The organism is Kribbella sp. NPDC049227 (assembly GCF_043197265.1).
Lineage (GTDB): Bacteria > Actinomycetota > Actinomycetes > Propionibacteriales > Kribbellaceae > Kribbella.
The window spans coordinates 345,412-360,228 of record NZ_JBICST010000009.1; the positions used below are offsets into that span (position 1 = coordinate 345,412).

19 protein-coding genes are annotated in these 14,817 nt (G+C 69.6%); 7 read left to right on the forward strand and 12 right to left on the reverse strand.

Translation table 11 applies throughout. From position 1 onward, the window contains the following. The first annotated feature begins 10 nt into the window (after positions 1-10). Positions 11-685 carry a sugar isomerase domain-containing protein gene (locus tag ACGFH6_RS38125; protein ID WP_393394447.1) on the forward strand — a complete coding sequence of 225 codons (675 nt, stop codon included), beginning with the start codon at positions 11-13 and terminating at the stop codon, positions 683-685. A 6-nt stretch (positions 686-691) separates the two neighbouring features. Continuing rightward, entirely contained in the window at positions 692-1,267 is a 576-nt protein-coding gene (locus tag ACGFH6_RS38130) for an AAA family ATPase (RefSeq protein WP_393394450.1), read from the forward strand. On the opposite strand, the gene ACGFH6_RS38135 is transcribed toward ACGFH6_RS38130, so the two are convergent. Continuing rightward, the gene (locus ACGFH6_RS38135; protein ID WP_393394453.1) at positions 1,252-2,010 is read right to left on the reverse strand and encodes a GntR family transcriptional regulator; all 759 of its coding nucleotides are present in this window, start codon (positions 2,008-2,010) and stop codon (positions 1,252-1,254) included. The genes ACGFH6_RS38130 and ACGFH6_RS38135 overlap by 16 nt on opposite strands. Positions 2,011-2,221: 211 nt before the next feature. Between ACGFH6_RS38135 and ACGFH6_RS38140 the strand changes: the two genes are divergently transcribed. The 4 genes from ACGFH6_RS38140 to ACGFH6_RS38155 all read left to right on the forward strand — a co-directional run bounded on the left by ACGFH6_RS38140 (position 2,222) and on the right by ACGFH6_RS38155 (position 5,936). Then, positions 2,222-3,169: a glutathione S-transferase family protein gene (locus ACGFH6_RS38140; RefSeq protein WP_393394456.1), complete on the forward strand. Its 948-nt coding sequence runs from the start codon at positions 2,222-2,224 to the stop codon at positions 3,167-3,169. Between the two features lie 91 nt (positions 3,170-3,260). Further along, positions 3,261-4,475: a Na+/H+ antiporter NhaA gene (gene nhaA, locus ACGFH6_RS38145; RefSeq protein ID WP_393394459.1), complete on the forward strand. Its 1,215-nt coding sequence runs from the start codon at positions 3,261-3,263 to the stop codon at positions 4,473-4,475. Between the two features lie 94 nt (positions 4,476-4,569). Next, positions 4,570-5,031 carry a phage holin family protein gene (locus tag ACGFH6_RS38150; RefSeq protein WP_393394462.1) on the forward strand — a complete coding sequence of 154 codons (462 nt, stop codon included), beginning with the start codon at positions 4,570-4,572 and terminating at the stop codon, positions 5,029-5,031. 53 nt (positions 5,032-5,084) lie between these two features. Continuing rightward, positions 5,085-5,936 (forward strand): alpha/beta fold hydrolase, encoded by an 852-nt coding sequence (locus tag ACGFH6_RS38155; protein ID WP_393394466.1) that lies wholly within the window; start codon positions 5,085-5,087, stop codon positions 5,934-5,936. Here ACGFH6_RS38155 and ACGFH6_RS38160 read toward each other — a convergent pair. The 6 genes from ACGFH6_RS38160 to nth are packed head-to-tail and all read right to left on the reverse strand — an operon-like array spanning position 5,893 to position 10,427. Next, positions 5,893-6,570: a hypothetical protein gene (locus tag ACGFH6_RS38160; protein WP_393394469.1), complete on the reverse strand. Its 678-nt coding sequence runs from the start codon at positions 6,568-6,570 to the stop codon at positions 5,893-5,895. The two genes, ACGFH6_RS38155 and ACGFH6_RS38160, sit on opposite strands and share 44 nt — an antisense overlap. 1 nt (position 6,571) lies before the next feature. After that, complete coding sequence (locus tag ACGFH6_RS38165) at positions 6,572-7,081, reverse strand: SigE family RNA polymerase sigma factor (protein ID WP_393394472.1); 510 nt, start codon at positions 7,079-7,081, stop codon at positions 6,572-6,574. A 46-nt stretch (positions 7,082-7,127) separates the two neighbouring features. Further along, complete coding sequence (locus tag ACGFH6_RS38170; protein WP_393394474.1) at positions 7,128-8,300, reverse strand: MarP family serine protease; 1,173 nt, start codon at positions 8,298-8,300, stop codon at positions 7,128-7,130. After that, the gene (locus ACGFH6_RS38175; RefSeq protein ID WP_393394477.1) at positions 8,297-9,067 is read right to left on the reverse strand and encodes an NUDIX hydrolase; all 771 of its coding nucleotides are present in this window, start codon (positions 9,065-9,067) and stop codon (positions 8,297-8,299) included. The genes ACGFH6_RS38170 and ACGFH6_RS38175 overlap by 4 nt, the downstream gene beginning before the upstream one ends. Then, positions 9,064-9,654, reverse strand: coding sequence for a TlpA family protein disulfide reductase (locus ACGFH6_RS38180; protein ID WP_393394480.1), 591 nt, complete (start codon positions 9,652-9,654; stop codon positions 9,064-9,066). Before ACGFH6_RS38180 ends, ACGFH6_RS38175 begins: the two co-directional genes overlap by 4 nt. After that, positions 9,651-10,427, reverse strand: coding sequence for an endonuclease III (gene nth, locus ACGFH6_RS38185; protein ID WP_393394483.1), 777 nt, complete (start codon positions 10,425-10,427; stop codon positions 9,651-9,653). Before nth ends, ACGFH6_RS38180 begins: the two co-directional genes overlap by 4 nt. Positions 10,428-10,561: 134 nt before the next feature. Between nth and ACGFH6_RS38190 the strand changes: the two genes are divergently transcribed. Further along, the gene (locus ACGFH6_RS38190; protein ID WP_131361434.1) at positions 10,562-11,239 is read left to right on the forward strand and encodes a Crp/Fnr family transcriptional regulator; all 678 of its coding nucleotides are present in this window, start codon (positions 10,562-10,564) and stop codon (positions 11,237-11,239) included. 193 nt (positions 11,240-11,432) lie between these two features. Here ACGFH6_RS38190 and ACGFH6_RS38195 read toward each other — a convergent pair whose 3' ends face one another. The 5 genes from ACGFH6_RS38195 to ACGFH6_RS38215 form a co-directional block, all read right to left on the reverse strand. Then, positions 11,433-12,380, reverse strand: a complete 948-nt coding sequence (locus ACGFH6_RS38195; RefSeq protein WP_393394486.1) for a type IV toxin-antitoxin system AbiEi family antitoxin domain-containing protein — start codon at positions 12,378-12,380, stop codon at positions 11,433-11,435. Between the two features lie 164 nt (positions 12,381-12,544). Beyond that, positions 12,545-13,321 carry an MBL fold metallo-hydrolase gene (locus ACGFH6_RS38200; protein WP_393394489.1) on the reverse strand — a complete coding sequence of 259 codons (777 nt, stop codon included), beginning with the start codon at positions 13,319-13,321 and terminating at the stop codon, positions 12,545-12,547. Then, complete coding sequence (locus tag ACGFH6_RS38205; RefSeq protein WP_393394492.1) at positions 13,318-14,148, reverse strand: NUDIX hydrolase; 831 nt, start codon at positions 14,146-14,148, stop codon at positions 13,318-13,320. The genes ACGFH6_RS38200 and ACGFH6_RS38205 overlap by 4 nt, the downstream gene beginning before the upstream one ends. A 9-nt stretch (positions 14,149-14,157) precedes the next feature. Beyond that, positions 14,158-14,619, reverse strand: a complete 462-nt coding sequence (locus ACGFH6_RS38210; RefSeq protein WP_393394495.1) for a RidA family protein — start codon at positions 14,617-14,619, stop codon at positions 14,158-14,160. After that, positions 14,616-14,777, reverse strand: coding sequence for a DUF4177 domain-containing protein (locus ACGFH6_RS38215; RefSeq protein ID WP_165553378.1), 162 nt, complete (start codon positions 14,775-14,777; stop codon positions 14,616-14,618). The genes ACGFH6_RS38210 and ACGFH6_RS38215 overlap by 4 nt, the downstream gene beginning before the upstream one ends. Between the last annotated feature and the right edge of the window lie 40 nt (positions 14,778-14,817).

Sequence of the window (14,817 nt, forward strand, 5' to 3'; positions counted from 1 at the left end):
GTTCGGCGTCATGGCTGGGGCTGAGGAGTACATGGAGAAGGCGTTGGACGTCGCGCGGCGGGCGGCGGAGACGCAGGTCGGGGCGATTCGGGTCGCGGCTGGTCTGGTGGTCGAGGCGACGCTCGCGGGGCGGGTGTTCTGGGTATTCGGGACGGGGCACAGCCACCTGATCGCCGAGGAGTTGTACGGGCGGGCCGGCGGGCTGGCCGATGTTCGGGCAGTGCTCGAGCCCGGGCTGATGCTGCACGAGGGGTTGCAGAAGAGTTCGCTGCTCGAGCGGCTTCCCGGGCTGGCCGACGTACTGCTGGAGATCAACGAGATCGCCGCGGGTGACGTCGTACTGATCGCGTCGAACTCGGGGCGGAACGCCGTACCGGTGGAGTTCGCGCTCGGAGTGCGCAAGCGTGGCGCCCTGGTGATCGCGCTGACGTCGATGGCCCACAGTGCGGCGACGACGTCGCGAGCGCCGGGTGGTCAGCGGCTGTTCGAGACCGCGGACGTGGTGATCGACAACTGCGGCGTGCCGGGTGACGCGCTGATCGAGGTCGACGGCAGCCCGGAACGGACCGGCGCCACCTCGACGATGGTCGGCGCGCTGCTTGTCCAGGCGCTGACGGTCGAAATCGTCACCAAGCTCACCGCGGCCGGCGAGACGCCGAACATCCTCCGCAGTCTGAACGTCTAGCCGGCCATGAGCGACGTCACGCAGTTTCTCCTGCAGATGTCGGGCGTTCCGGGATCCGGCAAATCCACGATCGCGCGACACATCGGTGCCCGGTACGGCGCGATCGTCGTCGATCTCGATGTCATCAGGAGCGCCGTGCTCGATGGTGGCGTGCCGGCCGAAGGAAGCGGCAGGGCCGCCTACCCAGTCATGTACGCGTTGACTCGAAGCCTCGTGGATCAGGGGTTCAGCGTGGTGATCGACAGCCCCTGCCAGTACGAGGAGATCATGGCGACGGGCCGGGAGATCGCCGACGAGCGCGGTGTCGCCTACAAGTACGTGGAATCCCGTACGGACGATCTCGCGGTGATCGACAGTCGACTCAGAGCCAGAGTGCCGATGCGAAGCCAGCGTCGAGGCGTCGGCCTGCAGCCGGTCGATCTCGGCGATGCGGACGCCGGCGGCGAGCAGGCGTTCCGAGGGTGGCTGCACCGGACGAAGCGGCCGGCGCAGGGGTATCTCCAGGTGGACGCGACGAAGCCGATGGACCTGATCCTCAAAGAGGTCGAGGCCTACCTCGAGCTCGGTCAGGTGGCGCGGTAGGCCACGGTGATGTCGTAGCGGTCCGAGCGGTAGACCGAGCGGCCGAATTCGATCACCTGGTCGTTCGCGGTCCGCGGGGCCGAGGTGATGATCAGGCACGGGGTGGTCGAGTCGATCTCGAGCAGCTGGGCGTCGATCGGGTCCGGTGGGGCCGCGACGATCGACGCCGACACCATCCCGAGGGCGACACCCCAGCGCGACGACAGCACGCCGTACAGGGACTTCTCGGCGAAGTCGACCTCGTCGAGACCCGGCCACCGCCGCAACGACAGTGCCGTGCGCTCGACTGCCATCGGCTCGCCGTCCGCGGTCCGCAGGCGGACCAGGTGCAGCACCGGGGTGCCGACCGGCTCCTCCAACTCGCGGGCCAGCTCCTCGTCGGCCGCGCCGACGCGATGCTCGAGCACCTTGGCGCCCGGCGTGATACCGCGGTCGATCATGTCCTGGCTGAACGACGACGCGAGGATCCGGGTCGGCCGCGGCTCGGCAACGAAGGTGCCACCGCCGGGACGACGGGCGGCCAGTCCTTCGGCCACCACCCGGTCCACTTCCTGGCGCACCGTCATCCGGGCCACGCCGAACCGCTCCGCCAGCACGCGCTCGGACGGCAGTACCGTACCGACGGCGAGCGAGCGGGTGAGTTTCTCCAGAATCTCGCGAATCTGGTCACCCTTCGGGCGATCGGTCCGAAGCTCCGTGGGGAGTTCGGCGAGATCGCCGGGGTTGTTCCGTGGGCGGGCCATGAGGTCAGTATCCCTGGGAATGTGCCCGGCAAACCGGTTGCCGGGGGGCGCGTGCCGCGGTCGTGGTGCTGATCGTTCGAGCTGCTCCGGCCGACCGCGACGGCGCTGTCCCGGACGACCTTGTCAGCCAGACTGTAACGTCAGTTACCGGCTCACGGCCAGCGAGCGTCCGCGGCCGGGCGATTCCAGCGGCGGGGGTAGTTTTACCGTTATGAGCCCCGCACAGTTCGTGAAGGAAAGCTCAGCGTCCGGCGAATGGAAGCGCCAGGGCAACCGATTCACCGGCCGGATCACGCGCGATTCCGCCGCCGGTCCGGGCGAGGGTCCGGACGACCAGGACCGCTGGCCGGTCGAGCCCGGCAGGTACCGGCTGGTGGTCAGCCTGGCGTGTCCGTGGGCGCACCGATCCGTGATCGTGCGCAAACTGCTCGGTCTCGAGGATGCGATCAGCGTGGCGATCGTCGACCCGATCCGGGACGAGCGCGGCTGGCGGTTCACCCTCGATCCCGACGGGCGTGATCCGGTGCTCGGCATCGAGTTCCTGGCCGACGCGTACCGGCGGACCGATCCGACGTACGAGGGTCGCGTGACGGTGCCGGCGATCATCGACACCGTGACGGGTCTGGTCGTCACGAACGACTACCCGCAGATCACGCTCGACCTGTCGACCGAGTGGACCGACCACCATCGCGAGGGTGCGCCGCAACTGATCCCGGCTGATCGCGCCGAGATGGACGAGCTGATCGAGGACATCTACCGCGACGTGAACAACGGCGTGTACCGCTGCGGCTTCGCGACCACGCAGGAGGCGTACGAGGCGGCGTACGACGCTCTGTTCGCGCGGCTCGACGTACTCGAGGAGCGACTGGCGGATCGGCCGTACCTGCTCGGCGACACGCTGCGCGAGGTCGACATCCGGCTGTTCACCACGCTGGTCCGGTTCGATGCGGTCTATCACGGTCACTTCAAGGCCAACCGCAACAAGCTGACCGAGTTCCCCAACCTCTGGCCGTACGCCCGCCGCCTGTACCGACTCCCGGCCTTCGGCGACACCGTCGATTTCGACCAGATCAAACGCCACTACTACCTCACCCACGACAACATCAACCCGACCGGCATCGTCCCCAAGGGCCCCGACCTCCGCGTCTGGACCACCTGACCGGGCGGCTCACGAGGTAGAATCCAGCCTCGGGTGTGCCGGGAAGTCTGGTCGGCGTTCGTCCGAGTGACCCCGAGCGAAGGCCCGATGCATGAGTGAGCCCCCGAGGATCCGGCAGAAGAAGCGAGCGTTCCCCCGCATTCTGGGACGGGAACGTGCCTTCCTGGCCGACACTCTGCGGGCCGAGACCGCCGGTGGTCTGTTGCTCCTCGCCGCCGCGGTGGTCGCGCTGGTGTGGGCCAACTCTCCGTGGCAGGACACCTACCACCAGGTGAGCGACACCCAGCTCGGTCCGCTCACCGTGGAGGCGTGGGCTTCCGACGGCGCGCTGACGCTGTTCTTCTACCTGGCCGGCGTCGAGCTGAAGCGTGAGTTCGTGGTCGGCACGCTGTCGCGGATCAGCGAGGCGGTGGTGCCGGTGGCCGCGGCCCTGGCCGGAATGGTGCTTCCGGCAATCATCTACCTCGCGATCAACCTGACCGCCGAGAACGGCCGGCCGCACGGCTGGGCGGTGCCGACGGCAACGGATATCGCGTTCGCCCTTGCGGTGCTCGCGATCGTCGGTTCGTCACTGCCGAGTGCACTGCGAGCCTTCCTGCTCACGCTCGCGGTGGTGGACGACTTCGGCGCCATCCTGGTGATCGCCGTGTTCTTCGCGCACGGTTTCCACCTGCTGCCGCTGCTCGCCTCGGTCGCACTGATCGCGGTCTGGTACGTGCTCCAGCGTCGCCGCGTCCGGACGCCGTTCCTGTATGTGCCGATCGCCATCGCGGCCTGGTGGTTCATGTACGAGTCGGGGATCCATGCAACGATCGCGGGCGTCGCCCTCGGCCTGGCCACTCGCGTCGTCCCCGATCCAGGGGAGGAGCACGCGCCGGCCGAGCGGATCGAGCACCGGCTCCGGCCATGGTCGGCGGGTGTCGCCGTACCGCTGTTCGCGTTGTTCGCCGCCGGGGTGACGTTGAGCGGGAACGCCGTACGCGAGATGCTCACCGATCCCGTCGCCATCGGAGTGGTCGCCGGTCTGCTGTTCGGCAAGATGATCGGTGTCTTCGGCGGGTCGTGGGTGACCGCGCGCTTCACCCGGGCCGAGCTGAACTCCGACCTGTCCTGGCGAGACGTCGGCGCCGTGTCGGTGCTGGCCGGCATCGGGTTCACCGTCGCTCTGCTGATCGCCGGGCTCGCGTTCGGCGACGACATCGCGCAGGTCGAACGGGCCAAGGCCGCGGTCCTGGTCGGCTCGCTGTTGTCCGCCCTGATCGCCGCCGCGTTGCTGTTCCGCCGCAACCGCGCGTACGCCGACTGAGCCGGGCCGCCAGACGCATGGGCCAGATGCATGGCGTTGGGTAACGGCGGCGGTAGTGTCGGGGCCACGGACCGGTGGAAGGAGTGCCATGTCGATGGGGCAGAACGGGGACGAGCCCACGGTCGGCCAGCTCGTCGCGAACGCCAGCAAGGACCTGTCCAACCTGGTCCGCGGCGAGATCGAGCTGGCGAAGACCGAGCTCAAGAAGAGCGCGGTCAAGGCCGGCACCGGCGCGGGCCTGTTCGCCGGCGCTGCCTTCCTGGCGCTGCTGGCGATCGTCCTGCTGTCCATCGCGTTGGCGTACGCGTTCAACGCGCTCGGCCTGCACCCGGCACTCGCCTTCCTGGTCACCGCCGGGATCTACCTGCTGATCGCCGCCGTGCTGGTGCTGATCGGGAGGCGGGCCCTCAGCAGCGCAAAGGGTCCGGAGCGCACGATCAAGACGTCGAAGGAGTCGGTCGACGCACTCAAGGCGATCGGCAAGGGCGACGAGGTGAGCCTCCCCGCCGCCCAACCTGAGCCCACCGCCCCTCCTGAGCCCGGCGGACGGCGCTGAGCCCGGCAGGTGTCGTCGACCTGCTGGTCGACGGGCCTTGGTCGCACTCACTGGTGGCGGCCAACGGAGCACGGTTCCACGTCGCCGAATGCGGAGCGGCCGACGACCCACTGGTCCTGTTCCTGCACGGCTTTCCCGAGTTCTGGTGGGCCTGGCGCCACCAGCTGCCGGTGGTCGCCGCGGCCGGCTACCGCGCCGTCGCGATGGACCTGCGCGGGTACGGCGCCAGCGACAAGACCCCACGCGGTTACGACCCGTACACCGCCGCCGCTGATGTATCCGGCGTCATCCGCTCGCTCGGCGCCACCGACGCCGTCGTGGTCGGTCATGGCTGGGGTGGCTTCATCGGCTGGTCGGCCGCCGTACTCGCGCCGCGTCAGATCCGGGCGCTGGCCGCGGTCTCGGCACCACACCCGCTTCTGCTGGCCCGGTCCGGTCAGCCGAAGGCGTTGACGCGCACCGCGTGGTTCCAGCTGCCGATCCTGCCCGAGCGTCGTCTGCTCGCCCAGGACGGCAGGCACATCGAACAGCTCCTCCGCGCGTGGGCGGCGCCTGGCGGCAGCTTCCCCGACGCCGAGGCGTCCCGTCGCTACCGCGCCGCCTTGCAGGTCTGGCCGGCACCGCACTGTGCGCTCGAGTACCACCGCTGGTTCGCCCGGTCCCGGCTGCGCCCCGACGGGCGCAAGTACTCGGCGAAGATGCGTACGCCGATCGCCGTACCCGTGCTGCAGATCTACGGGGCACAGGACGCGGCGGTGTCGCCGAGCGCGGTCACCCCTCCACGCCTGATCACGGCACCGCTGCGCCACGAGCTCCTTACTCCGTCGGGTCACTTCCCGCACGAGGAAGCGCCGGACCTGTTCAACACCCAGCTCGTGGACTGGCTGGCGTCCCTCCGGGGGTAGCGCAGGTCGTGAACGCCGGCCGGCCGGTGACCTCCAGGATCGACCCCGCACCGGACCGGTCGACGCGATAGGTCACGACGTACCAGCTGCCGCAGGCGTAGGTGATGGTCATCCGGACTTCGACCTGGTCACCCGTGTCGACGAGATCGCCGACCCCGATCTGCGCCACCCCATTCAGTCGGCACGACGTGGTCGTATAGACCGTGCCCGGGCCGTCCCAGTGGGCAGGCACCGTCTCGGAGAGCCGCGCTGCGATCGCCTGCTGGACCGGATCCGACAGCTCGGCGCGGTTGGCGGACTCCTGCGGCCCAGCGACCGACGCGGGCCGCAGCACCAGCTCCTTCCACCCATCCTTCGGCGCGAACCGCTGTGCTCCCGCCTCGATCGCGCCGACCCAGATGTCGGTGTCGGTCAAGCTCTTCGCCGCGGCCGGGGGCTCCGGGGCCGGGGAGGTCAGCCGGTGGACGCCGTACAGGGCGCCCGCGACGACGATCAGGACCGCGGCCGCGGCCAGCAGGATCGGGCCGGTCCGCCGCCTTGTAGTTGCCTCGGGCAAACGGTCGGTCAGCTCTTCCTTCTCCGTGAAGGTCTCCCGGAGCAGCTCGCCGATCTCGTCGTCTGTCAGCCTGGCCATCTCAGTGCTCCTCCTCGGCGGGCAGCTTGTTCCGTAGGGTCTCCAGCCCTCGGGAGGCATTGGACCGGACCGTGCCGGGCGTGACGCCCAGTACCTCGGCGATCTCGCTGTCCGGCAGGTCTTCGTAGTACCGCAGGACGAGCACGGCGCGTTGCTGGCGTGGCAGCCCGGACAGGATGCGCCAGGCGGCGTCGCGCTGAGCCTGCCGGGCGCTGATGTCCTCACCGGACGGCTGGTCGGCCGTTTCGGCGACCGGGACCTCGCCGTACCTGCGCAGCCGGCGCCAGCTGAGGAACTCGTTGACCACCATGGTCCGCAGGTACGCCTCGGGATGGTCCAACGCACTGATCCGGGCCCACTTGCGGTGTGCGCGGGCGAACACGGTTTGAACCAGGTCCTCGGCACTGTGCACGCCGCCGGTCAGCATCAGACCGAGCCGCAGCAGCCGCCGCTCGCTCGACTGCACCAGCTCGTCGAACGACAACGCCTGCTTCACCCCATCGATCGTCACCGTCACACCCCTTCAACGCGGCGGCGTGGCGGATCTGCTGCAGCAGCTAGGTGCAGGTTTGGGTGGAGACTTCCTGGGTTGTGTTGGCGCCCTCGCGGGCGTCGTCCGCGACCTGTTCGGCGGTCAGGACGTAGCCGGTCCGGTTGTCCTCGACCGATGCCGCGAACACCACGCCGTACACGGAGCCCTTGGACGAGAGCAGCGGGCCGCCGGAGTTGCCGGGCCGGACCGAGGCCCAGATCGAGAACGCCTGCCGGGTGACCGTGCGGTCGCCGTAGATGTCCGGACCGCGGAGCCGCTCCTCGGACCGGATCCGGGCCGGCTCGGAGTCGAACGGACCGTTCTCCGGGTACCCGAGCACGACCGCCGGGTCGTCCGCCTTGCCGTTCAGGTCGAAGTTCAGCGGCGCCATGTCCAGCTTGGGCACGTACAGCACCGCGATGTCGACCTCGGGGTCGAACAGTACGACGGTCGCCTCGTACGACTTCCCGTTGACCTCGACCTGCGGCGAGCTGACACCGGCGACGACGTGGGCATTCGTCATCACCCGCTGCGGCGCGTACACGAACCCACTGCCCTCGAGGCCGCGCGAGCAGCTCGCGACCCCGGTGACCTTGGCGATCCGGGTGTAGGCGTCGCGGACCAGCGGCTGCCGGGCGATCGCGGAATCCGGCGGTTGCGTCTCGCGGATCCGCTCCGGCACGAACGGATCGAGGAAGCGCGGGAACAGGTCGGTGTTCACGACGTCGTTGAACGCCTGCAGGGCCTGGTCGGCGCGGCTCGGCAGCACCTGGTCGACCTTCGCCAGCACCTGCGAGCCGCGGACGGCGGACGTCACGCTCGGGATCCGCGCGCCGCTCACCGCGACACCGAGCACCCAGGAGACGATCAGCACCGACACGGCCGCCAGCGCGGCGCCACCGAGCGCGTCGACGGCCTTCACCGGCCGCCAGGTCATCTTGTTCCTGAGTCTGGACCCCAGGACGGCACCTATCGTCCGCCCGATCGACGCGAGCACCACGACCAGCACCAGCGCGGCGAACGAGACCGAGACGCTCGGCGAGAAGTTGTCCAGCACCCGCGGTACGCCCCAGACGCCGACCGCGGCACCGGCGAGCAGGCCGATCGTGGCGCAGGCACCTAGGACGAACCCCTCGATGTACCCCGAGATCGCCACCAGCGCGGTGATGATCAGCAGCGCGTAGTCGAGCTTGCTCACTCCACACCTTCCGACTCGTCACCGTCCGGACGGCCGAGGTCGTGCTCGATGGCGGTCAGCCGCCGCACGTCCTCCGGTCGTCGTCCCTCGCTCCGCCAGGCCGCCTCGACCAGTCGGTCGGGCAACGGTACGACGACCGAGGGGTCCCAGTCGCGCGCCCAGCCGCCCAGCACCAGCAATTTGTCCAGCAGCCCGGCGGTGAAACCCCAGATGTAGAGGTCGCCGACGGTGAACGCCGGCCCGGTGAATCCGGACGGGTGCAGGCAGCTGATCCGGTTCGCCGGATCGACCAGCGCGCTGACGGGCACGGTGTGCACCGACGCCACCTCGGCCGGGTCGACCACCGCGACCGGCGACGGCTCCCGCCACCAGGCCAGCACCGGCGACACCCCGAAGTTGCTCACCGGCACCCAGAGCGGCGGCCAGATCGCGAACGGGACGACGCCCGCCGGGTCCAGACCGGTCTCCTCCTCGGCCTCCCGCATGGCGGTGCGCACCAGACCGTCGTCGCCGGTGCCGTCCTCCGGATCGACGCCGCCGCCCGGGAACGCCATCTGCCCGGCGTGCCGCCGCAACGTCCAGGCCCGCTCGGTCAGCAGCACCTCCGGCCCGTCGTTGCCCTCGGCAAGCAAGATCAGTACGGCGGACTGCCGCACGGACGGATCGTCCGGCGGCAGGAAACGGGACAACAGCTTCGGGTCGACCTCCTCGGACGCCTTCGCCAGCGGCTGCAGCCAGTCCGGGATCTCCACACCCTCGAACGTCACAACGTCACTCCCAGCTTGTCCCGCACCAGTTGGTCCAGTTGCCGCTGCGACGTGAACGGTCCGTGGTGGACGTAGGCGATCGCACCGTCGGAGTTGACGAAGACGCTGATCGGTGGCCCACCGATCTTGAACGGCTGGCGCAACTGCTTGTCCGTGTCCACCAGGTGCGGGTAGCTCAGCTGCTGATCGCCGGCGAACTTCACCGCCAGCTCGGCGCGCGGATCGTCGTAGTCGATCCCCAGCAGTTGCACCTTCCCGGTCGTCCGCTTCGCCAGCTCGGCCAGGTACGGCGCTTCTTCGCGGCACGGAGTGCACCACTGGGCCCAGACGTTGATGACGAGTGGGCCGCGGAGGTCCGCGAGCCTGATGTCGGGCCCGCTGCCCAGGCAGGGCAGGCTGACGTCCGGAAGTCCGTTGCTGACCGGCGGTTTCGACTCGGTCGACGGGCAGGCCACCAGCTTGTCGGCGCCGGCGACCGTGGACCGGGTGGTCGGGCCGGTCGCGCCGGGCTGGTCGGATCCACACGACGCCAGGAGCAGTCCGGCGACAAGCCAGCCGACCGCCCACAGCGTCGTACGCACCCTCATGCCGGGACCTTCACCAGCTTCGCCGCGGCCTCGGGGTTGGTCGGACCGGTGCCGTACGACGGGCACCACTGGGCCACCGGGCAGGCGCCGCAGGCCGGCTTCTTGGCGTGGCAGCGACGGCGGCCGTGGAAGATCAGCCGGTGCGAGAGCATCGTCCAGTCCTTCTTCGGGAACAGGTCACCGATGATGTGCTCGACCTTGACCGGATCCTGCTCGGTGGTCCAGCCGAACCGGCGTACCAGCCGGCCGAAGTGGGTGTCGACGGTGATCCCGGGGATGCCGAAGGCGTTGCCGAGCACCACGTTCGCCGTCTTGCGGCCGGTGCCGGGCAGCTTGACCAGCTCGGTCAGCTTGTTCGGTACGACGCCGTCGTAGTCGTCGACCAGGGCCTGGCCGAGCTTCATCACGCTGTTGGTCTTGGCCCGGAAGAAGCCGGTCGGCTTGAGGATCGCCTCCAGCTCCTCCCGGTCCGCCTCCGCGTAGGCCTGGGCGTTCGGGTACTTCGCGAACAGGCCCGGGGTCACCTTGTTCACCAGCACGTCGGTGGTCTGGGCCGACAGGATGGTGGCCACCAGCAACTCGAGCGGGGTGGTGAAGTCCAGCTCGCAGTGAGCGTCCGGATACGTCTCGGTGAGCACCTTGTGCATCTTCCGGGCCCGGCGGACGAGCTGGGTGTGCGTCTCGTCGACGAAGACGGGGGCCTTGCGAGGCAGCTTCAGAGGTACTGTCGGCAGCGGCCCTGGGACCGGAGCCGCGACACGCGGGGATGGCATGCAGGACAGCCTACGTGGCGGGTCCGACACCCGAGGGGCTACGGTTTTGGGGCAACCGGGTGTGCACGACCCGGTGCCGGGAGGGGTCGAACCCCCACCCGCAAGTCGTGGTCGAAGGTCCTAGGAGGCCCAAAGTGGATGCCGCAGTGCTCCGACAGGCACCGCTGTTCAGTCAGCTCGACGACGAGGCGGCCGACGCCCTGGCCGCCTCGATGACCGAGAACCGGCTGCGCCGCGGCCAGGTGCTGTTCCACGAGGGCGACTCCGGTGATCGGCTGTTCGTGGTCGTCGAGGGCAAGGTCAAGCTGGGCCGGACCTCGGCCGACGGCCGGGAGAACCTGATCGCGGTCCTCGGCCCGGGTCAGATGTTCGGCGAGCTGTCCCTGTTCGACCCGGGACCGCGCTCCGCCACGGTCACCGCGGTCACTGACGCCTCACTGATGTCACTGACCCACGACGAACTGCTGCGCTGGCTGGCCGGCCGCCCCGAGGTGGCCCGCGGCCTGCTGCTCCAGCTGGCTTCCCGGCTGCGCAAGGTCTCCGACGTGGTCGCCGACCTGGTGTTCTCCGACGTCCCGGGCCGGGTCGCGAAGGCCCTGCTCGACCTGGCCAGCCGCTTCGGCCGGACCGCCGACGACGGCGTCCACGTCCACCACGACCTCACCCAGGAGGAGCTGGCCCAACTCGTCGGCGCCTCCCGCGAGACCGTCAACAAGGCCCTCGCCGACTTCGCCTCCCGAGGCTGGGTCCGCCTGGAGCCCCGCTCCGTCGTACTCCTCGACGTAGACCGCCTCCAACGCCGAGCTCGCTAACCCACACCCCCACCTGCCGACCCACCCCGATCACACCGACCCGAACCCTCCGGCACCCCGGCGATTTCACCGGATATCCCCTTGAGTTGCCGGTTGTCAGGGCGAATTTCGAGGGGATAACCGGCTCTTTCAGGGGATATCCCCTCGAATGTGGTTGGCGCGGAGGCGGGCCGGAGGTGGCTGAGTCGGCGGGTTAGGCTGCCTTCTGGGCGCGGGTCAGCGCGCCCCGGATTGCGGCTGCCAGGCGGGCCGGGCGGTTGAAGTCCGACCATGTGGCCCGCACCACTTGGAGACCGAGGGCTCGGAGCCGATCCTCGCGCCGCTTCTCCTGGATCAGTACGTCGGGCGAGCCGCCGCCGTACTTCAGCAGCCCGTCGAACTCCACCACGGTGTCGTCCAGCGGGAAGTGGAAGTCGACTCGCGCTATGAACCCGTCGGCGTCGTAGAACTCGGCCTGGAGCGCCGGAGCGGGCAGGTCGAACTGGTGCATCAGGACCCGGAGGCGCGATTCTCCGACCGACTCGGACCGCGCATCGGCGAACCGCACCGCTGCCCGCGCCACCGGACTACCTGGCCAGAACTCGATCACCTGCAGCAGCCGGAGTAGCTCCGCCTCGTCGACGCGGCCTTCATGCAGTACTGCGTCCGCGGCGACGACTGCAGCCTCGAAGGACGTCGTACAGGCGGTCTCGATGAGAGCACGAGGCACGGTTGTCACCGGCACTCCGTCGGCGTGGTTGACGTCTGCTGGCACCAGACGGCCCAGGTGGTGCTGGACGCCCGCGACCAGACCGCCCGCCCGATCGCGGGCACGGGTGACGTGCACATGTTTGAGGTCGAGACCCCAGAGCGGCATGCCGTGAAGCGCGAGCGCGGACTGGTGGCTGACGACGACTGCGCCGTCCCGATGAGCGTTCAGCACCGCGTGGATTGCGCGGAGATGCCGAACCCGCTGTTGCTCCCACGGTGGCATCGCGCTGACGTCGCTGCGTTCGGCGTACTGGCCGTGCCTGACGCGCTCCCATCGACCGTCCGCCAGGCGATCGGCGACCTGTCGCGGGGTGTACCCGCTGGCGAGAGCCTGCCCACGGCTGAACACCTCGCCCTGTCGTTCGGCGAGTGCGCTGAGTCTGGGATTCACCCGACCAGCATCCCCGCCCGCGCGGCCCTCGAACGCCCTCTCCACAAATCTGTGGACAACGCTCCCGAGGGTCATCCCCTCAAATTGCCGCTTGTTCGCTCGAATTATGGGGCGAGAAGCAGCAACCTCGGGGGTTATCCGTTCAAATCGTCGAGCCTCAGGGGTTATCCGTTCAAATAGTCGAGTTGGGCTCGGACGGAGCGTTCGGCGGCGGGCCAGAGGGTGGGGTTTACGTCGGTGTAGACGTGGCGTACTACGGCTTCTGGGGTGGTGTGGCCTGCGGCTATTGCTGCGCGGACCTGGGTCAGGCGTTCGTGGCGGTGGTTGAGGTAGTAGGTGAGGACGGCGGTGGGGTCGTCGATGACTGGGCCGTGGCCGGGGAGTAGGCGGTCCACCCCGGCTGGGGAGTTGGCGAAGGCTCGGAGGCGTTCGAGGGACTCGAGATAGGGGCCTAGGGCACCGTCTGGGTGGGCTACGACGGAGGTGCCGCGGCCCAGGACGGTGTCTCCGGTCAGGAGCGAGCCGTCCTGCGGGAGCCAGAAGCAGACCGAGTCGAGCGTGTGACCGGGCGTCGGGAGGACCTCGATCCGGAGGTTGTCGGCGGTGATCACGTCCCCCTCGGCGAGGCCGTGCGCGTGGTCGGTGGGGATCCGGAACGCCGGGTCGACGGAGCGGACTGCGCAGCTCGCACGGTTCGCGAACCAGGCCGCGCCCTCCGAGTGGTCCGGGTGCTTGTGCGTGAGCAGTACGACGGCCACGTCGCCGGCGGCATCGAGCACGGCCTGCAGGTGCTCCTCCAGCAGCGGACCGGGATCGACCACGACGGACCGATCCGCGTCGGGCGCTCGCAGGATCCACGTGTTGGTGCCGTCCAGCGTCATCGGCCCCGGGTTCGCGGCCAGAACGCGGGCGGCGTACGGCGTCACCTGCTCGACAGTCATGTGGTCTCCAGATAGGCCTGGTCGCCCTCGACCCGTACGGCGGGCAGCACCGGCCGGATCTCACGGTCACCTGCCGCGGCCAGGATCGCGGCGACGTCGTCGTACGACGTGAGGTCGCGGCAGCAGACGTACGTCGGTGGCAGCATCAGCAGCTCACCCGCGTGCACCGCGGCGACGGCGTCGGCCGGGCGCATCCAGGCGACCTGGTCGGACTCGCTCGTCACGTCCCGGGTGATCTGGCCGGCCGGAAGCGCGGCGACGAAGAAGCGGGTGTCGTACCGCCGTGGTTCGAACTCGGGGGTGATCCAGTGCGCCCACGCGCCGAGCAGATCGGCCCGCAGCACCAGCCCGCGCCGGTGCAGGAAGTCGGCGAACCCCAGCTCGCGGGACTCCAGCGCGACCCGGTCAGCCTCCCAGTCGTCGCCGGTGGTGTCGTCGACGACCGATTCACTCGACGGCCCCGCCAGCAGTACGCCGGATTCCTCGAACGTCTCGCGTACGGCGGCCGCGACAAAGGCAGCCGCGGCCTCGGCCGAGCACCCCATCCGGGCCGCGAACCACGCCGGCGGCGGGCCGGACCACGAGTCGGCGACGGTCGAGTCGGTCGGATCGACCCGCCCGCCGGGGAACACGGTCATCCCGGCCGCGAACGCCATCGACTGCTGCCGCCGGAGGAGGTAGACCTCCGGTCCGGCGGCAGTGTCGCGCAGCAGGATCACCGTCGACGCCGGCCGCGGCGCGACCGGCGTACGGGCCTCACGGACGTAGGCGAGGGCAGCCTCCGCCATCCGTCCGGACAGCGGTTCGGAATCCAGATCGCGGACCATGCCGAGCCGTCAGGCGACCTCGACGATCAGCTCGACCTCGACCGGCGCGTCCAGCGGCAGCACCGGTACGCCGACGGCGCTGCGCGCGTGCTGGCCGGCCTCGCCGAAGACCTGGCCGATGAGCTCGGACGCGCCGTTGGCGACCTGCGGCTGACCGGTGAAGTCGGGTGTCGAGGCGATGAAGGCGACCACCTTGACGACGCGGGCCACGTTGGCCAGGTCACCGATCTGCGCCTTGACCGCGGCCAGCGCGTTCAGCGCGCACTGCTGGGCGCAGTCGCTGGCGACCTCGGCGCTCACCTCGCCGCCGACCTTGCCGGTGGCGATCAGGGTGCCGTCGCGCAACGGCAGCTGGCCGGACGTGTAGACGAGGTTGCCGGTCCGAATCGCCGGCACGTACGCCGCCACCGGCTTGGCCACGTCGGGCAGCTTGAGGCCGAGCTCGGTCAGCTTCTCCTCGGGGTGGCTCATTTGTCCTCGATCTCCCGCTTGAAGTAGGCGACCAGGTTCTCCGGGTTGAGGCCCGGGACGACCTGGACCAGCTCCCAGCCGTCCTGGCCGAAGTTGTCCAGGATCTCCTTGGTCGAGTGGACCAGCAGCGGTGCGGTGAAGTACTCGAACTTCTTCATGAGGTGGACTCTAACGGGCGCCGTAGCGAGTGTGGTGTGG